At 40.0% G+C, this 19,994-nt stretch carries 23 protein-coding genes and 2 pseudogenes; 12 read left to right on the plus strand and 13 right to left on the minus strand.

Annotation, left to right across the window (positions count from 1 at the left end):
- Position 1: 1 nt before the first annotated feature.
- The 8 genes and pseudogenes from B2400_RS08145 to B2400_RS08180 all read left to right on the plus strand — a co-directional run bounded on the left by B2400_RS08145 (position 2) and on the right by B2400_RS08180 (position 6,536).
- Positions 2-1,258: a metallophosphoesterase gene (locus B2400_RS08145; RefSeq protein WP_293932484.1), complete on the plus strand. Its 1,257-nt coding sequence runs from the start codon at positions 2-4 to the stop codon at positions 1,256-1,258.
- Between the two features lie 817 nt (positions 1,259-2,075).
- Positions 2,076-2,465 (plus strand): hypothetical protein, encoded by a 390-nt coding sequence (locus tag B2400_RS08150; protein WP_293932486.1) that lies wholly within the window; start codon positions 2,076-2,078, stop codon positions 2,463-2,465.
- A gap of 32 nt (positions 2,466-2,497) precedes the next feature.
- Positions 2,498-2,686 carry a hypothetical protein gene (locus tag B2400_RS08155; protein ID WP_293932488.1) on the plus strand — a complete coding sequence of 63 codons (189 nt, stop codon included), beginning with the start codon at positions 2,498-2,500 and terminating at the stop codon, positions 2,684-2,686.
- A gap of 131 nt (positions 2,687-2,817) precedes the next feature.
- Positions 2,818-3,153, plus strand: a complete 336-nt coding sequence (locus B2400_RS08160; RefSeq protein WP_293932490.1) for a hypothetical protein — start codon at positions 2,818-2,820, stop codon at positions 3,151-3,153.
- A gap of 1,558 nt (positions 3,154-4,711) precedes the next feature.
- Positions 4,712-4,993: pseudogene (locus B2400_RS08165) on the plus strand (lysozyme); the annotation flags it as partial.
- Positions 4,994-4,997: 4 nt separating this feature from the next.
- Positions 4,998-5,318 (plus strand): hypothetical protein, encoded by a 321-nt coding sequence (locus B2400_RS08170; RefSeq protein ID WP_293932494.1) that lies wholly within the window; start codon positions 4,998-5,000, stop codon positions 5,316-5,318.
- 150 nt (positions 5,319-5,468) lie between these two features.
- Positions 5,469-6,104: a hypothetical protein gene (locus B2400_RS08175; RefSeq protein WP_293932496.1), complete on the plus strand. Its 636-nt coding sequence runs from the start codon at positions 5,469-5,471 to the stop codon at positions 6,102-6,104.
- A 195-nt stretch (positions 6,105-6,299) separates the two neighbouring features.
- Positions 6,300-6,536, plus strand: a complete 237-nt coding sequence (locus B2400_RS08180; protein ID WP_293932498.1) for a hypothetical protein — start codon at positions 6,300-6,302, stop codon at positions 6,534-6,536.
- 31 nt (positions 6,537-6,567) lie between these two features.
- Here the strand turns inward: B2400_RS08180 and B2400_RS08185 are convergent, their stop codons facing one another.
- The 8 genes from B2400_RS08185 to B2400_RS08220 all read right to left on the minus strand — a co-directional run bounded on the left by B2400_RS08185 (position 6,568) and on the right by B2400_RS08220 (position 12,409).
- Positions 6,568-7,035 (minus strand): hypothetical protein, encoded by a 468-nt coding sequence (locus B2400_RS08185; protein ID WP_293932500.1) that lies wholly within the window; start codon positions 7,033-7,035, stop codon positions 6,568-6,570.
- 265 nt (positions 7,036-7,300) lie between these two features.
- Positions 7,301-7,609: a hypothetical protein gene (locus B2400_RS08190; protein ID WP_293932502.1), complete on the minus strand. Its 309-nt coding sequence runs from the start codon at positions 7,607-7,609 to the stop codon at positions 7,301-7,303.
- Positions 7,610-7,664: 55 nt separating this feature from the next.
- Positions 7,665-7,928: a hypothetical protein gene (locus B2400_RS08195; RefSeq protein ID WP_286650101.1), complete on the minus strand. Its 264-nt coding sequence runs from the start codon at positions 7,926-7,928 to the stop codon at positions 7,665-7,667.
- A gap of 89 nt (positions 7,929-8,017) precedes the next feature.
- The gene (locus B2400_RS08200) at positions 8,018-8,317 is read right to left on the minus strand and encodes a hypothetical protein (RefSeq protein ID WP_293932504.1); all 300 of its coding nucleotides are present in this window, start codon (positions 8,315-8,317) and stop codon (positions 8,018-8,020) included.
- Positions 8,295-8,519 (minus strand): hypothetical protein, encoded by a 225-nt coding sequence (locus B2400_RS08205; RefSeq protein WP_286650103.1) that lies wholly within the window; start codon positions 8,517-8,519, stop codon positions 8,295-8,297. Before B2400_RS08205 ends, B2400_RS08200 begins: the two co-directional genes overlap by 23 nt.
- A gap of 1,114 nt (positions 8,520-9,633) precedes the next feature.
- The gene (locus B2400_RS08210) at positions 9,634-10,674 is read right to left on the minus strand and encodes an ABC transporter permease (protein WP_293932506.1); all 1,041 of its coding nucleotides are present in this window, start codon (positions 10,672-10,674) and stop codon (positions 9,634-9,636) included.
- Positions 10,640-11,614: an ABC transporter ATP-binding protein gene (locus B2400_RS08215; protein ID WP_293932508.1), complete on the minus strand. Its 975-nt coding sequence runs from the start codon at positions 11,612-11,614 to the stop codon at positions 10,640-10,642. Before B2400_RS08215 ends, B2400_RS08210 begins: the two co-directional genes overlap by 35 nt.
- Positions 11,615-11,656: 42 nt before the next feature.
- Positions 11,657-12,409, minus strand: coding sequence for an NEW3 domain-containing protein (locus B2400_RS08220; protein WP_293932510.1), 753 nt, complete (start codon positions 12,407-12,409; stop codon positions 11,657-11,659).
- Between the two features lie 399 nt (positions 12,410-12,808).
- Between B2400_RS08220 and B2400_RS08225 the strand changes: the two genes are divergently transcribed.
- The 4 genes from B2400_RS08225 (at position 12,809) to arsB (ending at position 15,354) form a co-directional block, all read left to right on the plus strand.
- A complete protein-coding gene (locus B2400_RS08225) occupies positions 12,809-13,138 on the plus strand; it encodes an ArsR/SmtB family transcription factor (protein WP_260040929.1) in 330 nt (109 codons plus the stop codon).
- A 74-nt stretch (positions 13,139-13,212) separates the two neighbouring features.
- Complete coding sequence (locus tag B2400_RS08230) at positions 13,213-13,686, plus strand: DUF6428 family protein (RefSeq protein ID WP_260040930.1); 474 nt, start codon at positions 13,213-13,215, stop codon at positions 13,684-13,686.
- Positions 13,687-13,704: 18 nt separating this feature from the next.
- A complete protein-coding gene (locus B2400_RS08235) occupies positions 13,705-14,319 on the plus strand; it encodes a low molecular weight phosphatase family protein (protein WP_293932512.1) in 615 nt (204 codons plus the stop codon).
- A 3-nt stretch (positions 14,320-14,322) separates the two neighbouring features.
- Positions 14,323-15,354 (plus strand): ACR3 family arsenite efflux transporter, encoded by a 1,032-nt coding sequence (gene arsB, locus B2400_RS08240; protein WP_293932514.1) that lies wholly within the window; start codon positions 14,323-14,325, stop codon positions 15,352-15,354.
- 89 nt (positions 15,355-15,443) lie between these two features.
- Here arsB and B2400_RS08245 read toward each other — a convergent pair whose 3' ends face one another.
- The 5 genes and pseudogenes from B2400_RS08245 to B2400_RS17885 form a co-directional block, all read right to left on the minus strand.
- Positions 15,444-16,484 (minus strand): IS110 family transposase, encoded by a 1,041-nt coding sequence (locus B2400_RS08245; RefSeq protein WP_293932516.1) that lies wholly within the window; start codon positions 16,482-16,484, stop codon positions 15,444-15,446.
- A 342-nt stretch (positions 16,485-16,826) separates the two neighbouring features.
- Entirely contained in the window at positions 16,827-17,465 is a 639-nt protein-coding gene (locus B2400_RS08250) for a gluconate 2-dehydrogenase subunit 3 family protein (RefSeq protein WP_293932519.1), read from the minus strand.
- 7 nt (positions 17,466-17,472) lie between these two features.
- Complete coding sequence (locus B2400_RS08255) at positions 17,473-18,495, minus strand: GMC oxidoreductase (protein WP_293932761.1); 1,023 nt, start codon at positions 18,493-18,495, stop codon at positions 17,473-17,475.
- Between the two features lie 15 nt (positions 18,496-18,510).
- Positions 18,511-19,209: a hypothetical protein gene (locus B2400_RS08260; RefSeq protein ID WP_293932521.1), complete on the minus strand. Its 699-nt coding sequence runs from the start codon at positions 19,207-19,209 to the stop codon at positions 18,511-18,513.
- 359 nt (positions 19,210-19,568) lie between these two features.
- Positions 19,569-19,745, minus strand: a pseudogene (locus B2400_RS17885) (DUF1963 domain-containing protein); the annotation flags it as partial.
- Positions 19,746-19,994: the final 249 nt, after the last annotated feature.

Consider the following 19,994-nt stretch of genomic DNA (forward strand, 5'->3'; position numbering starts at 1 on the left):
GATGTTACAATTAAATACAGTTCTATTATTCATACTGGACTTTTACATATTTTTCGCCCTTCGCGCGACCAATATTGAGTTCGTAAAGACAAAGTGGTTCAGCTATTTGTGGTGGGGTTATTCGATATCCTTGCTGATAGGACTGTTTATTTCTTTTCAATACAGTATTCCACTGATGTATCGCTCGATCATTCTTGTTGCTTTCTTTATGACGGCAGTTAGCAAGTTTATCTTTGCGGCGGTATTGATCATCGATGATATCAGGCGTGGTGGGATATGGCTGTCGCGATTATTCAGCCCTAAAAAGGTAACTCATTTAGAAGAAAATATCGAAGAACTTGAAAAGCCGCTTCCGGAAGTTCCTAAAAACGGAATCTCCAGATCGGAGTTTCTCATGAAGTCCGGGATATTAGTCGCGGCACTTCCGATGCTTCCTTTGGCATGGGGCGTAATTTCAACGGCATATGACTATAGAATCCGTCGTCAGAAATTAGTATTGCCTAACCTTCCGAAAGCCTTCCATGGACTTAAGATTGCACAGATATCCGACGTGCATTCGGGTTCATTTTATAATAAGAAAGCCGTACTAGGTGGTGTTGAGATGTTATTAGGCGAAAAGCCAGATATGATTTTCTTTACTGGAGACTTAGTGAACAATGTGGCTTCCGAAATGAGAGACTACCAGGATATCTTCTCGAAGCTGCACGCCGATCTGGGTGTGTTCTCCACTTTGGGTAATCACGATTATGGCGATTATTACTATGGCAAGGAGGATTCTCCGGCAAAGCGCAAGAACCTTCAAGACGTTATTGATACGCATAAAGTGATGGGCTGGGACTTATTGATGGACGAAAATAGAACCATCAAGATGGGTGCCGACGAGTTATCAATCGTAGGTGTACAAAACTGGGGTACCGGTCGATTCCCTAAAAAAGGCGATCTGAAGAAAGCTTTGATGGGCACGGAAGAGAAACCCGTTAAACTATTGCTATCGCACGACCCTTCTCATTGGCGTGCGGAAGTGTTGAACACCGATGTTGATGCTATGTTTGCCGGCCATACGCATGGTATGCAGTTTGGTGTACGTGGCGAGAACTTCCAATGGTCGCCGGCAAAGTATATCTACAAAGAATGGGCAGGCCTTTACAAAGAAGGAAACAGCCAACTGTATGTCAATACAGGCTATGGATTCTTAGGATACCCCGGCCGCGTAGGTATTGCACCAGAGATTACCATCTTTGAGTTGGCGGCTTTTTAGTGTATCGGCGATATTTTATATGCTTTAATCTGATATACAATGTCCATGTAGGTTTTGATGATGATAAAAACTTAATTATAAAGGTTCATGTAATATTTCTTCTTAAGTGTATCGATCAGATCTGTTAATTGATAAATTACTATATCAACAACGATATGAATGCGACAGCATTGAATTTCGCAAAGTAACCATTTGATGTATCCCTTATATTTTCTAAACTATTGTCCCTACAGTAGTTTTTTTCGTGTTAAGTAGTCTGATTCTTAATTGATTGGTAGTCTGTGCACTTTTAGACACCGGCGCACTTAAAAATGATGCGAACTCATCGTATTCTCAGCCATTATCCGTTATAGGGTATGACGTTATCACGATTATAGGAAGGCACGCGACCAAAGGTAACTTACGTTTTCTAAATTCTGTAGGCGGCTTGCTTAAACCTGTAAATGACGATGGTAGCGAATTTATAGATTACTCACTCACATAAAATGGGAAACAAATAAACGATACTTTCAAAGTTCCAACAGGAGCGGTATCGTTGGAAATGAATACCAGATTCAATCACACAGGTGACGGAAATGGCGTAATGGCGCTGCTGGGTAAAGCTCCGTTAAATTCAATATATCAATCTTATAATACAAGCGGGCAGGTAAGACCTGAATATCTCCCAAAGGTAGCTACTAGCGAAAAGAAGTATAGAATTCGTTCTATCGGGGGCTAGCTCTATTTAGGAACTGTAATTTCATGTCAATACGACATCGTTACAGGATTAAGATTTCGATCATCAGCAAATAACGTTGTCAATATTGCATCTAACAAATTGATCAACAAAGGGGATAATGTAGAAGCTACGGCAGTATTTGGGCTGAATGGAGGAAGCTCTGACGAGGCATCAACTATTAACTTCAATGGAGGGCATTTAGGGAGCAATCACGGTTATTTTGGCGTAGTTAACGCTACAGTGACAGGGCACGGCAAGACTGTTTCCGATGTTGGCAGTGTTTGGCGAGATGGTAGCGGTTTGAAATTCTATCTTTTACAGGTACCGGATGCAAATACACTAACTCTTATCTCGCAAAATACCGCTACTGATAATGGATGGCTTTTCGTTTCTCCTTCGCGCAAGTCTTTAATATATGTATCAGGCGCATCGAATACGACAAACTTTGCTGTTGGATCAGCTAGTGCAGTTCAGCTATTCCTTGTATAAAAAATCTTATACAGAAAATTAAGGCTGACGACTTGAATGTTGTCCAAAAGCCAGCGACGGCAATTAACTATGCTTCGGATAAGATTACTATCAATGAAAGCTACGATATTATTGATGTAGCTACGATGGTAGCGTTCATCGTTGAAAATAGACCTGTAGGTGGATATACAGCACAACCTTCTTTCGGTCAGGGTGACGCTATTTTAACCGTAAATAAATAGATATGAAATAGGGGATAAGAATAATATAGTTCTTTCGTGGTGTCACATTGGGAAAAACTCTTGAACTCTCCCATAATTTCGGTACTCAAAACACCTATGTTAGGCCAGCGTGGTCACCAACATACAACAGAATGATTCCGGAATCGTTGCCTATTAGCGATGGAACTACGGTGTACGATTTCAGAAAACCTGTAAATATCGCAGCATCCAACTATGCGACTAACATGGACTTGAGCTCTGCACACTGGGAGAACGGTGTTGCGCCTGTTAGAAATGTAGATGGACTTTCTAATGGAACTACACTCGACCTGCGATTTAATAAAGCTATAGTTCCGACGATTGGCGCATCTAAGGATCGAAATGAAGATGTTGGCAGGGCTTTTTATCTAGCTTCAACACGCAAAACATACCCTATCGTTATGGACGATAAGGTTAAGCGAACTTATCCTGTAGGGGATGGAATTTAAGAGGTGAATTACCGAGGATTTACACAACCATCAGGGAGTAGGTACATTTATTTTCAATACGAAGTTGGAGAGAAACTATATGTATTTATCGACTACGCATCCGCAGGGGTAGATACACTTAATTTGGATAGCAAATGGAGTGATAGGCCTATTGCGGTATATAACAAATCGAACAACGTTAAGGTAGTAGGGGAAGTAACTACATCAGAGATCGGTATAATTGTTTCCCCCTTCGTCACAATCGAATGGGTTTGTAGAGTTAATTATTGGTAAATCAATCAGCCCCTATCTCGGTAGGGGTTTAACAAAAATGCCCGACGTCTTCTCCACGTCAGGCTTACACTTAACATTAACGTTGCCTTATGTTAAGCAATGTCAATATATAAATATAGGAAAATATTTATATAAAAAAGCCTGACGATCTGCGAGACGTCAGGCCTGTAAAACATACCAATTAACATCGTTTATGTAGATCGGTAAAACAAAGGTATAAAATTTTAAAACAAAAAAACCTAGCGCAAACGAAAGCGCTAGGCTAATAAAACCAAAACATTTGCCCTATTAACAAAATTTTAATATATAAATGTAGTGAAATAAATTAAGGAAAAAAGCTAAACCGATGGAAATTTATAAGGACTCTTTAATACGGCTTTACTGAAGGTTAAAAAAAGGGAGCTTGTTTGTAGCCACGCACAAGCCCCACGCTTTGCAATACTTACACTAACCCTATGAAACTAGTGTGAGCGTAAATGTAGAAAAATATTTTTAATCAAAAAAGCCTAGCATGAATGTAACGCTAGGCTAATAAATAAACATATGAATATAAATCCTATTTCAAATATACTGAAAAAAATGGCTCGCCAAAAAAGAAAGCCTAACAGCTGCTTATTGTTAGGCTCTCTAATATAAAATATACTTCCAATAATGGAAACGGATATTTAAAGTTAGTGAAAATTCTAAGGCTTTAAAATAAATATTTAGAACGTGCAGCGATTAGTATTTGACAAACACCGGGCCAATTTTAAAAAGATTCGCTTTTGAGGAGAAGGTCAAAAAGGTAGAGCCCGACGAATTGCGAAACGTCAGGCTCAATGGAAACATTGCTCTTCGAAAACAATGTCTATATAAATGTACTGGAACAATGTCTATATAAATGTACTGGAAAATCTTTTAAAAAACAAGCCCAGCGGTTTCTGGCTCCGCTAGGCTCACTAATTAACTTATCATTGAAATGTTATTTCAAAGATAATAAAAAAAGCCTAGCGGCCACTATTCCGCTAGGTTAAAATAAGTCCAATGAGCTGGGAGGCTCTTGGACTCTTCACACTAAACTAATGATAAAGGTACAATATAAGTAAAAGTTGAAATATCATAAAGGAGAAAGAGAAATGAAAACGGGGAAAAGGGATTAGCGCTCATTAAGAGCTTTGAGAGATTGTATAGCGAACCATAAAAGGACCCGATTGGTATCTCGACGATCCGATACGGGTTTACGTATTACCTGCCTAACAGGCGAAAGGTAACGATGCAGGACCGACCGTAGGCAGAACATCAGGCTGCTTGCATGCTGAAGGAGATTTTGAAAGGTTATGAGGGGGATTTATTGCGGTTGGTTAAGTTCAAGCTGACACAAAACCAATTTGATGCTCTAGCAAGTTTCACATTTCATTTGGGCGGGGCAAATCTCGGCAAATCGACCCTATTGAAGAAGTTCAACATCAACCCAATCGATCCGAACATACGTGAAGAATTTGCCAAGTGGAACAAGGCAAGGGGAAAAGTTTTCGCTGGATTGCGAAGAAGAAGAAAAGCGGAAGCAGATTTATATTTCAGTAAGTAAGAGAATGAGCGAGGTTAAGCAAGATATGATCGACAGAAAAGTCGACGGAGTAGTAAAGATATTTGGACTAGCGTATAAGGATGTCGTAGCTCTGGTTGCAACATTATCCATATTGCTCAATGTCTACTTGGTGTATAAGATCATAACCATGAATGAGGACCTAAATGCGAAGATCGTAGAAGAAGTTCGCAGGCAAGTTCCTAGGGCAGTTGAAAAAAGCGTTCCGGCGGTCGTAGACAGCAAGCTCGAAGGAGTCCGCGAGGGGGTAGATAAAGCATTAAATAAAGTAGATACCATCGTTCAAAAGATTGGAGGTAAGGAATGAAAAAGGCACTGATATTATTGATGTTGTTATCGTGGGGTATCATCACCTCGTCAAGGCAAAGCAAGCCGATAGAGCAGCGTAAGCAACCAACACTTATAAAGTCATTAGACAGTCTAAATAATTCATTAGACAGGCTAAAAATAGCGATAGATGAAAGGGATTAGAATATTAGCAATGGCTGTCATAGTGATGGTTATTGCATCATGCGGTACACTTCGTAATAAACAGAAACAATCATCCTCTTGGAAGATCGTTGAGGGGGCAAAGGTTGAGCAGACTTTAACCGAATCCACCGGCGCGAAAACCGAGATCACGGAAAAGGAAGTCGACAGTGGTACGGTAGTCACCGAACGCGAAACGACTACCACGACTACCCGCGAAGGTAGCAAGATACGGGTTACAACCAAAAAGGAAGATCTAAAGCCTGGCGAGAACTTTCTTCGAGATTCAGCAGGTCAGCAGGTCAAAGCTATTCTCGATACGCATAATAAAACGCTGACAATCGAAATAGAAACGAAACCGGAACGAGTGGAAAAGGGAGAAAAGGAAAAGATCACCGAACGAAAGGACGCCACCAAGGAAAGGCAGGAGGAAAAGCAGGATAGCACAAATAAGCAGGTAGCAACGCAAGCGCAAGCAGATAGACGTGAATCGTCAGCTACTGCAGAAAGCGAAAGCAAACCTAATGTGTGGGCGGTATTCGTCAGCAAGATCGGTTGGGGCATTGCTTTTCTTGTTATACTGATTGGGGTAGCCTTGCGGTTGGGATTTAGACCGAGTAAATAAAAAGAAGCCCCACGATCGCGGGGCTATAAGCATTGTATGTTACGAGCAACAACGTTTTGAGATGGTTGTAATCATTTATACTACAAACGGTTTATGTAAAAGTCTGCAAATACATGAAATATAAAAATCACATTTTTTCAAACACATTATTGTCCAGCTTGTTGTAAAAGAGAATCACAGTTAAATTATAAACTTATGGCACTAGACACAGCAAACGAGGACAAAGTAAGCAAGGCTATTGAAAGTCAAACCGCGAAGATTCCTTCGGTGGTTTTTTTAGGAGCTGCGTTATTATCTATGGGCGTATCAGCAGCTCTCAAATGTAGTAGATGGAAAGACGATAAAGATGCACTTTTTATCGGACAGTGGGCAGCGCCGTTTTTACTTCTGGGTATTTACAACAAGATTGTAAAGACAGAAGGACATGATTAAGTAGTAAAGCCCCACTTACGGGGCTTTTTTATTACCGATCCCCCTTATACCAAGATATCTCGCCTGTTCCAATCTTCCCGATATACTTTCTGATGTGATCGTCGGTAACTACGCCGCTTTCATCCTCTAAATTGTATTCGAATCTCTTAGTGAATTTATCGTAGGATATTGTCGCTACATAAGAAAGGTTAACGTAAATATGCCATAGATTGCCCTGTTTCTCGCGAACCTCTACCAATTTACGTTCGCCTTTGTAATAGAAAATGTCACAGATTGTCTTATCGAATCGAATAATCAGCGCGTTGATAACAGCTTCTTTAATATCCTCATCTAGATAACCTAATGTACATTTCCAATGACCTTTCTCTTTAGTGAATACATACAGCGAAACCCCGTCTTTTCCGGTCAATACATAGTCACGTCGGCCGGATCCGCGGTCGCGCAATGATATCTTTGCATACATCACTCTATTTCGACAATGGATTTCCAATGGTTTCATTTCTGCAAGTTTACTAAAAATATTAGTAATATTCCCCGTGCCGGCTGCCAACTATTTTTATCTATCGAGGTTTACTTGATATGAAAAGGGAAGAAATATAACGACTGATTCGCGACGGGTATCATATCATTCGTAGGGGACTGCCGGGAGTGGTCAAAGGCGATCTTCGGGAATATCTAGATAGTTTAGATGACGATTCTGGAGTGCTAGTGCTGTCGGATTTGCTGACATGGAGCGATGGGGGGCTGGCAATTATTAAGAAAGCCTAACCCGCATCCTTATGAGACAATATTGCAACACCCCAACTTACGACTAAAGGAACGCCAAAGAGAATCGCATAATATTGAGCTTTCCACGTTTTGAAGTCCAATCCAAAAGCGCCTAAGCATAAAAAAAGATTACTTAAGAAGGTCAAAGTGAGGATGGAAAACATCATCTTTCGCTCCGATGGGGTAAGGCTAAAGGCTCGTTTAATCCCTCCTTTGTCATTTAATACTTTTGTAATTTCAATTCCTTTGATGGCAACTATGATTCCTAGAATGCCAAACATTACAATATCGACAATCTCAAACATAACTTAATGATTAGTTTTTGATTATGTTAAATTTAGTCAATATCTATGAAAAAGCCTAACGATGGGTTTGTCTAGTGAATTTTGGTTTAAAATCTTGCCATAGTGCTATGGCAGTTTCTTGTATTTGAGGTAACCAATCTTCGTTGTTTACTCTTATTCCTTTCCTTTTACCCCTTTCTAAGTAAGTTACAAAAGCATAGTATGACATGTTTTCCTTTGATTTATTATACTCATATCTAAAACTATCAAAGTGGAATGTAATTTCAACTTTTAAACGACTGCCATTATCTAATTTGAATATCTTCTCTTTATGTGCCATTGTCTATAAAATTAATGATTTTCATTAAAGATTTTTAGCGCCCTTTCAATAGCTTTCTCGAAGGCTTCTTGGCGGTTGTATAGTAAAGCTTAATCGGTGTGCTTAGACTTAAATTTCGGCCAAATGTTATATCCGATCTCTGGATTATTCGATTGGTGTTTTCTAATCAATTCAACCTCTACCTTATTTACCTCTTTTATATCCGCTGTGAAGGATTCCCAAAGAATCTGTTTGCGTATAGTGAAGTCCACCATTTGTTCTTCGGTGAAATCAGCAGCAATCAATCGGCTGTTGGCACTTGCCCAGTAATTCAATGTATTGGTGAGGTCTTTACCTATAAAAATTTTCCCATTGGGGTAAGTGATTTTATAGACTACTTTCTTTTGCATTGTATTTTTCTAGTTCCGTATGGAGCTCCTTAAAATTATCAATTGGCTTTTTAAAAAACTTTGAATAGTACTTTAACTTATCACTATAATGCCAATAATCTAAATCATACAGATCATTGCCAAACTCTTCGATTTCCCATTTACGAAAATCTTCTTTTGCTTTCCCATGAAGTTTTAAAGCGGCTTTGTTTGTTCGATTCATAACTTGTTGAATATAAATCCCAAAATAATTAGTATAGTTGAAATATGAACACGTTTTTCATAATTTGTACTGCATTTGGGTTGCTAGGCGATTAGATTACATTCACGAACTACTTAAATAAGCTCAGAAAAAGTAGTTTGTTGCAAACTATGAAAACAAAACGACGACGACAGGTTGGGAAAACTGTCGCCTAATTATTATTCTTCATATCCCTTTTTTTTCGTTCAACCATACATGGGTGTAATGAACAGTGTAATTGCACATAATTGAGCGAATTGAAGTTTTTTTTCTACTTATTATCGCACACTGCATTGAACGGATCTATTCCGCCGTAGGTGGCGGGTTCTTTGTCGAATTAGTACAATGTTTTTAAATCATATTTGATTGTCGACGTAAATTGAAATATTACATTTCAAACTTCCCAAGGGAAATATGGGTATCGGGATGAATTCGACTAAGAATGGTTTTTGCAATTGTTTTGCAATATAGGGTTAATTGAACAAATTAAGCTAAAGATAGGGAATATGCATGGCGGCTAAACCGCGATTCATGAACGTTCGGTTCTTAAGTTAAACTTAATAAGAATGTACAAATGGAGAAGCTTATTTTCGCTTTTAGTCGATAGACAAAAGACAATTTGCACATTTCAGCATTAGAGGTGTTGAGAAGGTTCATTAAAACTTGTTCAGTACTTTAACGGTACGATACCTTAAGCGTATTTTCCATCGAGTTCTACTTGAACGCTTGAGATTAATTCGGGCCCGAACGTATAACTACTAGATTTTCAAAAAAAATGCACGATTAACGTTTTGAATTGTTTTTCTTTAAAATTCACATGAACCAATTAAAGAAATTAAACTTGAACGCATTTATTCTGAGACATGCACAATACCTAAAAGAGAACTACTCTCAAGAAAAAGCAGAAGACTTCATTCTAGAGACCCTAAAGGAATATCCTACAGATTTAAAAAAACTCATTAAGTTAATTAGGTGATCCTTATGAGTGAATCTGGAGTGAATTGTCGAGAAATCGTTGGTTGTATGCGATCAGGAAGGTAGCCAAAAGTTGGCTAGCTTTCTGATTTCTCTTAGCGACAAATCTTATTCCGCAAGGCTAAACTCGGACCTCTTTGCGCATAAATAAGAAGTAGCATCCTGCAAATAAGACGACTGTGCTCGCCATTAGCCCGCTGAGCTGTGGAAAGATGACCGCTAGCGAATTGCCGATCGTGAGATCCGTAGGCAAGGCGCCGAAACTTTGCTGTAGGCTCATTGGCCCTAGACTTCTGATGGATGGAGTTAACAGTGCTGCTGTAGCATCATTATAGAGCTGACTCGGAGAGATCCTCGATAAGTTTAATGCGATATCTGCATAATGGAAATACTGCTGCTCGGAAAAATTAGCCGGATTGCCAACCAGAAAGCTCATCAGCAAACTGACCAGCATCGGGTAGAATACCGAAAAAAACAACCAAAATCCAATCCCTGCCATTGCTGAGGTAGATGGTTGGGAAAAAATAATGGAGCATAAGATGGACAGGCTTAACCAAAACCCAACATACACTATACTTACCAACACGAAGAGTAGGATACGAATGAATTCCGCAGGGCTGACCGCAACACCGGTCAGTAGCATCACGGTCCCTAACATCAATAAGGTAATCGAAAGGAATAGCACAGCAATTACGCTTAACGGTCCAAAAAATTTGCTCAGTAGTACATTGTCACGATAGATCGGTTGAGAGAGTAAAGGTATCAAGGTTCCGTTGTTGCGCTCTGCATTGATTGCATCGAAACCTAAAGCAATGCCAAGCAGTGGTGCTAAGAAATTAAGAAATACATAAAAAGGGGGGATCGACTGTTCGCTGGCGGTGAATAGCTTAAGATATAGGTGGAAGTTTTCGTTGCTTGTCGCCTCCCTAAATTTTGCGATCGCTAACAGCGATACATAGGTTGAACCTATAAAAATCAGTGTGATCAATGCGACTAATATAATAAACTTCCAGCTCCGGATGGCCGTGCGGATTTCTTTGCTCACTAGTGCGAAGATAGGCGCTTTTGTACGTGGATCTAAATCTGAACCGCGCCAGATGTTACGCGTCATAAATAACGTGCCGACATCAAACAGCGGTGCTTTTTGTTCTGCTTTTTTCATTTTCAAAATACTTGCCGTAGATTTCTTCTAAAGTCAATTCATTACTTTGTACTTGCATGATAGGTAAGCCTTGACTTGAACACCAGGCTACCAACTGTGGAGTCAAATATTCGGTTGTGGTAATGCTTAGGCTGTTCTGTTCCCAACTTATCTGCGAAGATGCAAAACGCGATCTGAGCAAACCATCAAGCGCTTTGGTGTCCACTGTCGCTTCTTTATGCCACTTGATAATGCAGTTATGCCCCAGTTGTAGTGAGAGCTGCTCAGAAAGCTCTTTGATACTTCCAATGGCCTGGAGTTTTCCATGCACAAAAATCCCAACTCGATGACAGATTTTTTGCACTTGATCAAGTTGGTGCGAGGAAATGATTACTGTCATACCATACTGTTGGTTCAATTGCTGCACTAGATTTAGCAGCTCTTCAACTCCCCGCGGATCCAAGCCCAATGTCGGTTCGTCCAGAATCAAAATTTGGGGACGCTTGATTAGTGCTTGCGCAATTCCTAAACGTTGTTTCATTCCCCTGGAATATGTGCCGGCCTTTTTGTTTGCGACATTTGATAGCCCCACTAAATCCAACAGATCCTCCACACGTCTGTCCAAATGTTGGCTAGGAACCTGATTGAGCCTAGCAATGAAAGAAAGGTTGTCCTTTGCGCTCATTTGCTCATAGAATCCTATAGTATCGGCCAGATAACCAATCTTGCGCTTGACATGGATGGCAGAGCGATAAGGAGAACGGCCCATCACATTGATTTGGCCTTGGGTAGGTTCTATCAGCCCTAGAATCATGAACATGGTCGTGGTTTTACCTGCTCCGTTGGGCCCAAGTAGACCAAAAATTTCACCTTTGGTAATCTGCAGATCCAAGTCTTGCACTGCATGGTGATTGCCATAACGTTTGCTCACGGATTGGAATTCAATGATCGTCTCTTGCATTTCTGATGTTTAAGGTTTAACAGAGTCCCAGATCGACCACCGTTAGCGGCGACCATACTTTTTAATCAGCAGATAGACTAAGCTCACGGCAATCAGAATGGCCAATATCCCCAACCATCCCGATAAAAGGGAAGCCTTAACAGTTATTCGAATATCCTTGTGGTCATTGACGTGCGTGTTCTTTGCCTCGACAGTCACCATATAGTCGCCGACAATCGTTCTCTCCGGCGTTTTGAGACTCACCGTGACTTCCTGCGTGGCTCCAGACACAAGCGTTTCGACTTTGGCAGGATTAATCTGTGCTTCCCAGTTGGAAGGAACTTTAGAACTCAGATCGATGTCTTTAAGATCTAACGATCCTTCATTTTTTAACAGGAGTTTGAGGGTTCTCGTGCCTCCGGCGACTACAGTTTCATTAAGGCGCGAATCTGGCGTGCTGAGGGAGACCTTATAATTGCCCTTGATCACTGCTTGGAGTTCCACCGAGAGTGTGTCTGCACCTGCCCTTGCAATGATCCGAATAGGATAGGTGCCTGCTTTGACGGAATGCGAGGGGTAGATCTCCACGCTAATTGGATAAGGATCCTTATTATTAACTTGGATAGCGCGGACCGCACTTCCTTGCGCCGTAAAATTTGCCTGCCAGCCATCCGGCAGGACTGCGCTCAGTTCATAAGTCGTCGGGTTTTCGTACCCCTGTCGGAGCTCCAATTGATAGCGGAACACCTCCGCAGCACTTGCTTCTAAGTTGATTAGATTCGCTGATAAGGTCCCTTTTTGTGCGATGGCAGGCATTAAGCCGGTGCAAAAAGCTAAAAAGAGGAAAACAGCAACAATAAATTGATTTTTTTGGTTTTTGGTTTTGTAAATAATAGTTTTCATAACAGAATTCAGAACTAAAATATATGGCGATCACAATGATAGTTTCAAATTTTGCGACAAAGGCTGTTAAATACAGAGTCCGCAGGTCCGAATTTAGAAAACTGACGCGGATTCTGCAAAAATATTTTTTTCAAATTTATGCGCTCTTCGAGCCACCGTTCTCTATAAGCTCATCAGTTATAAGAAAAGATTCTGTGTTATGATCCAAGTTTTTGTAAAGGGAATAATAGTGAGCTTTCAAAAAAATAAAAAATAAAAATCTTTTGTATTTAAATTTAATATCGTAATATTGCGATGTAAATAAACTTAGAAATGGGAATAACAAAAACAGAAATGTATAAAGACGAGCAAAATAAACTTGCATCGCTTCTTAAAGTTTTAGGGCATCCAGCCAGAATAGCAATCCTGCAATATATTATCAACCAAAAAGCATGTATTTGTAATGATCTAGTTGAGGAATTAGGTTTAGCACAGGCAACTATTTCACAACATTTAAAAGAATTAAAAACCATAGGAATTATTCAAGGTTCAATTGAAGGTAAATCTGTATGTTATTGTATCGACGAACTGGTATGGAAACAATTTCAAGAGGAATTTAATGGCTTTTTCAATCAGGATGTAAACGTAAAGCAGTGCTGCTAAAGCATTTTTTTATACTTTAACATCGTTATATTGCTATATATCGTTATTTAATTATCATTTTAAAAGTTAGTATTATGAAATTATCGGAAATCAAAGAAATTTTACCAGCATTAGAAAATGTTGAATTTCAATTAGAAAATGGAACATTTGTTCCTGAACACTTTCACGTTACTGAAGTGGGGCAAATAATCAAAAATTTTATTGATTGTGGCGGCGTAATCCGTAAGGAAAAAGTAGTCAACTTTCAATTGTGGAATGCCGATGATTATGAGCATAGGTTGAAACCAGGAAAGCTATTAAGTATAATTAAACTTTCAGAAGATAAATTAGAAATTGAAGATGCGGAGATAGAAGTGGAATATCAAAGCGATACTATTGGTAAATACGATTTGGATTTCAATGGAAATACCTTTGTACTGAAAAACAAAGCGACTGCCTGCTTGGCTCAGGATGCTTGCGGAATTCCTTCTGAAAAACAAAACAAAAGCCTTTCCGAATTAACAGCAAATCAATCAAATTCATGCACTCCAAATTCAGGATGCTGCTAAACCCTAAATCGAATATCTATGTATTCAACATTATCAGAGACAATTCAACAGTTAGAATGGGAGAAAATCAATAACGATGAGCGTAAAAGTACCTTGCAGCCGTTGATTGATTTTATTCAATTAAAAATAAATAGCAAGCAGCAAATAAATATAAATTTCATTTGTACCCATAATTCGCGAAGGAGTCATTTATCACAGGTTTGGGCACAAGTAGCAGCCTCTCATTTCGGTATTGAGAATGTGATTTGCTATTCAGGAGGTACTGAAGAAACCGCATTATTTCCAAAAGTAGCAGAAACATTATCCGATCAGGGATTTAATATTTTCAAAATAAATGATGGCTCCAATCCTGTTTATGCTATAAAATATAGTGATAATTCCCAACCGATAATTGGATTTTCTAAAAAGTATGACAATCCTTTTAATCCAGTCTCTGCTTTTGTAGCTATAATGACCTGTTCACAAGCAGATGGTGGATGTCCATTTATCGCTGGGGCGGAAAAAAGAATTCCCATCACATTTGAAGATCCTAAAATTTCAGATAACACTTCCGAACAGACAAAGATATATTCAAAAAGAAGCTTACAGATAGCATCGGAAATGTTTTATGTTTTTTCAAAAATTACTAAATAGCCGATGCAACCAAAACTAAAATTCTTAGACAGATATCTAACTTTATGGATATTTCTAGCTATGGCTCTTGGCCTAGGCTTAGGATATTTCTTTCCGGGTATTTCTAATATTACAAATACACTATCTGTCGGCACTACAAATATTCCGTTGGCAATAGGTTTGATATTGATGATGTACCCGCCACTGGCAAAGGTGGATTATTCATTACTGCCTATAGTATTGAAGGATACAAAAGTTGTTAGTATTTCTTTATTATTGAACTGGATTATCGGGCCTATTTTAATGTTCGGATTAGCCATTCTTTTTCTAAGAAATGAGCCTGATTATATGATTGGCTTGATATTGATAGGCTTGGCAAGATGTATTGCAATGGTCATAGTATGGAATGACCTTGCAAAAGGTAACAGAGAATATGCAGCCTTATTAATTGCATTAAACAGCATCTTTCAGGTATTTTCTTATAGTTTCTTAGTTTGGCTGTTTATCAATGTACTGCCAAACAGATTAGGCTTGGCAAGTTTCAATGTAAGCGTATCTATAAAAGACGTGACTGAAAGTGTATTGATTTATTTAGGGATCCCTTTCTTGACTGGTTTTCTTAGCCGTTACTTACTTGTTAAATCCAAAGGCATAGAATGGTATAACCGTAAATTTGTGCCCAAAATATCGCCGATTACATTATACGCATTATTGTTTACCATAGTATTAATGTTCAGTCTTAAAGGTGATAAAATAATAGAGTTGCCAATGGATGTCATTACGGTCGCTATACCGTTAGTCATCTATTTTGTACTAATGTTTTTCGTAAGCTTCTTTATCAATAAATCTTTGAATGTTCCGTACGACAAAAATGCAGCAATTGCATTTACAGCCACAGGAAACAATTTTGAACTAGCTATTGCAGTGTCCATAGCTGTATTCGGAATCCAGTCACCTCAGGCATTTGTAGGCGTAATTGGGCCATTGGTAGAAGTTCCCGTTCTGATATTATTAGTAAAGATAAGCTTGTGGTTTAAAAAGAAATATTACAAATAAATAAAATGTAAAAAGAGTTCAGGGCTTGAGCTAAAAGCTAAACCTCTTAAACAGATTACAGGGGGAGTGACTTATAAACTTCCCCTTTTTTATAATGATACTTCCTGAAATGGAATAATTTGATACTCGTGCTCTGAATTATAATAGGAATTATTTTTCCATAAGATAAAAGTCAGTTCCAGCAGTTTTCTTTGGATGGCAACTATAGCTTTCATTTTAATTCCATGCCTTGAAACTATTCTTAAGAAAATATCTCTAAACCTTTCATCGGTTCTTATTGCAGCCAGTGCAGGAAAGTGCATTACTTTCCTTAAATTCCGATTACCACGCTTGGATATTCGGGGTTTGGATTTCACTGAAGTTCCAGATATCTTTTCTCTTACATCTAATCCTGCATAACTAACCAACTGTCTTTTATTCTTTATTAACTCGAATCCGTTGGTTTCGGCGATAATTGTTACAGCAGTCAGATTTCCTCTTCCCGGAATTGAAGATACTATTTTCATCTTTTCTACTAGAGTTTTATCTCCTTTGATGAGGATAGCAATTTCGCCTCTAATCTCCTTTTCCTGCAAATCAATAAGAGCTATTCTTTTTTTAGTTCGATTAACTGAGCTTTCACTTGAAGTTGCAGAAGTACGTTCCGCGTGCAGTTGATTTTTCAACATTGTACGCTCATGTACAAGCTGCTCACGTTCCCGACAAAGCTGTCTCAAATCATTAAATATTTTTAAAGGAGGTTGCCACACTTCCAATTGCCTTTCTAAACCAAATCTAGCAATCGCTTGTGAAGCGCTCTTATCAGTAATGGTTTTTATGTCAAGTGTTTTTGCATAATTACTGATCTTGTTTGGCAAAACGATGCTGACTTGTTTTCGAATACTGTAAAGATAGTAGGCTAAGGATTCATGGTAAACTCCTGTTGCTTCCATTACATACCGTACTTCTGTTCTAGTTGATGTCTGTTTATTTACCCAGGCGACAAGACTTGAAAACCCTTTTTTAGTATTGGGAAATACTTTGTAGGCATAGACTTCTATGCTGATCTGTTCATCCATTCTACCAAGCGATACAACTAATTCATTTTGTGCAACATCAATTCCTACTGTCTGATTTAATAATACCTTCATCTTATATGGTTTAGGTAAGTGATAACCTTTCTTCATCTTTTCTCCAGACTGGATATACTGGCTATAAGACTCATAATAATGAGCAAATTCCTTACATTCTGTTCAGATTCTAAAAGGTTAAAGAAGAGGAGGCAGTCTCTTTTCTTGAATATACCATAAGGCTATTTAAAGCAAAATCTGCTCTCGCTCTTCTTCACTTAGATTATATTATACAAACATAGGAGGAGCAAAATTTAAATTGAATAATCTCCCCAGATAATAAATCGAGCAGGAGGAATCAAATAGTTAACATGAAAAATAGAACCAACAGGGTATCCCTGTTCGTTCTTTCAAACTGTACGACTAGCCCAGAAATTTTGTAGGGTCGAAACCATGAGCGATCATGATGTCGTCCGGTACACCGTTCCACAGGTTGGGCTTATTCCCGACATAACCCAAGTCCTTAATTCCCATTTCGCTGGTGAAGAAGCCTGAGGATGTGAAATTGCGCATCAAAGTGAAAAACGCCACGCCCTGCATCATCTCCGGTTTTGCTTTTTCCGGATAGGCGATATCATCGACTAAGGCCAGTTGTTCTTCTTTTTTGCATCTGATAAACGGGTTGGAAAAACGCTTCTGCGACTGTATATCCAACCAACGTAATCCGCCACGCATCGGTACCTGATTGCGTGGAATATCTTTGACCATAAATTCGATGAAAGCCGGTACACCGGCCTCAGAGGCAGATCCGGAGATTTCATCCTTTGGAATGATAATATCGGCAAGCACGGTGATGGTCGCCATTTCATGTTCAGTAAAGAAGGTTTCGTCCAAGAGTTCCTGCGTGCGCTCATGTTCGAAGTCTTGCACACCCGGAAGTTTATCGCCTGCATTTACCGTAGCATTCTTCGCATTTGTTTTATCGTCTTTACATGCTCCTGCCATTACGCTAGAGCCTGCAGCAATAAGCCCTAAGGCTTTTAATGAATCTCTTCTGTTCATCGCTCGATTAGCTGTTTAATTTGTTTTTTTGTTCTAAGATGTATTCTGCCGTACGCATGGATAAGGCTAGGATCGTCCAGGTCAGGTTCTTATCGCCTTGTTGCACGAAAGGACCCGCATCAACTACATAGAGATTGTTGCAATCATGTGCCTGGCCCCATTTATTCAAGACGGATGTTTTCGGGTCATTCCCCATCCGGGTCGTGCCGCCTTCATGGATAATCTTTCCGGGAGCTTCTAAGCCATATAGGGTATCTGCACCAGGGATAGATGAAGTGAGGATAGCGCCCATTTCATGCATGATCGCCTGAAAAGTCTCCTGCATATGTTTCGCCTGCGCTATTTCTTCGTTTGCCCATTTATAGTGGAAGCGCAGTACCGGGATTCCAAACTTATCGACGCGGCTGGGATCAATCTCGCAATAGTTATCCTTGCGGGCTAGAGCCGTGCCACGCCCTGCCATCCCCACGTTTGCACCATAGAACCGGCGATAGTCTTGCTTCAATGAAGCACCATACCCTCCGGCATCTTTTGTTTCTCCATTTTTGCCAGGCACTTTTCCGTTGATGCTCGGCACACCGTTGAAAGAGCCATAGGATGGCATGCGCATCCCGCCACCATATTCGATATGATAGCCTCGCGGAAAGTTGAGTTTGCTATGGTCGCCCCACCATGGCGAGTAAATATGTACACTGCCCGTGCCATCTTCGTTATAGCGCTTTCTATCCAATAACTGTGGTAGGAAGCCGGATAAGCTGGCTCCGGTGGAATCGTGTAAGTACTTGCCGACCAGTCCACTGCTATTTCCAACACCGGCAGGATGTGCTGCGGACTTCGAGTTGAGCATCAGCCTCGCACTTTCGCAGGCACTGGCTCCTAAAATAACTGTTTTGCCCTTTGCGGTATATTCTTGTAAGTCACTGGTGTTCACATAGGAAACTCCGGTTGCCAGTCCTTCATCGTTGGTCAACACCTCGCGAACCATCGCATTATCGATGACTTTTAGATTGCCGGTTTTCATAGCCGGTATAACGAGACAGGAGGATCAGGAGAAGTCGCCGTAGACTTTACAGGACCTTCCGCATTGTCCGCAGTAGAAACAGGTTCCTCGGCCTTTGATCTCGGAGGAGGCTTCGGTAAGGACAGCGCCCCGGCCAGGAATAACAGGAACTCCTGCTTTGCGAGCTCCGCGGGCAATGTAGAGTTCATTTAAACGAGGCTTTGGCGGTTTCATAAAGATTCCGTCCGGTTCGTTATGAATCCCTTCAACAGTTCCATAGATGCCGATCATACGGTCTACTCGGTCGTAAAATGGTTTCACTTCCTCATAGCTGATGGGCCAGGGGTCGGTGATCCCGTCCGTAGGTTGGAAATCGTCAGGACCCATACGTAAGGAAATACGGCCCCAATGGTTTGTTCTTCCGCCGAGCATTCGCGCTCTGAACCATTCGAATTCGGTTCCAGCGACCGTGCTATAGGGTTCACCATCGAGTTGCCATCCGCCATAGGCAGCATCAAAGTCGCCAAAGGGACGGGTTGTCGATGCGCCGCGACGTGGAGACTCCCAAGGCCAGCGCATCTGTAAGGCATCTTTGGCTGGGTCAAAGAAACGACCGGCTTCCAGCATCAATACCTTCAAACCAGCATTCGCTAGAATATAGCCCGCCATGCCACCACCAGCACCCGAGCCGACAACAATAGCATCATAAACTTCTGGGTTTTCTTTTATTTGAAAAGCACTCATTAGATAAAGAATGATATGATAATTAAGGTTTAGCAGCGTTAGCTGTTATTTTGCTAACACTTTTTAGTTGAGTTGAATATAGGAAAATATTCTCTAAAGTCAATAAGGTAATATGGGTGTAGTTGGGTTTAATTCATGACTATTATAGCGGAATATAGCACCGATTTCTTCTAGGCAAGGTTCTAAAAGATGGGCACGAACTTGCAAAGGCCAATTGAAAACAGCGTCTCGGATTGTTTATCTCGGGAACATCTCTTCAACAATTAAAGCGGTAAATCATTCAACAGAAACAATTGAAAAGCATGACTGTAGTTGCTTTTTAGTTGTTGCCCACAAGTTATTTAGTTGCTAACTACTTTCTATTGTGACAAATATTTGCTGAAGTCTATTTTAGCCAAATCGCTTTTGTGGATTACAAAAAACAAATCTCCAGCATCTCCCCATTGCAAATCGCCTGGAGATTTTACCAATAACAAAATCACCCAATCTTGGGGATTGCCTTTCCAAGTTAGTGATGCGTGTAATTCAGGTGACTCATGTTGCGTAAATGCTTAACAATTCATCGCGTAGTCAAATTCTTTGAGATCCAAAATAGGAGTTTCAAGTTTATCGGATAATTTGTCAAGAAATTCCTCTTGCTGAAGCAAAGATTGGCTCTCCCTTCGAAGAAATATTTGTTTTGATGGTACGCCTAAAAACAGGGTGCAGGGCTCCATACAAAAGCATCTGCATTATGTGCTGTGTAAATACGAACTACTACTAAAGTGTGAAATAAACACTTAGTT

This window comes from Sphingobacterium sp. UBA6645 (assembly GCF_002455685.1).
Classification (GTDB): Bacteria; Bacteroidota; Bacteroidia; order Sphingobacteriales; family Sphingobacteriaceae; genus Sphingobacterium; species Sphingobacterium hotanense.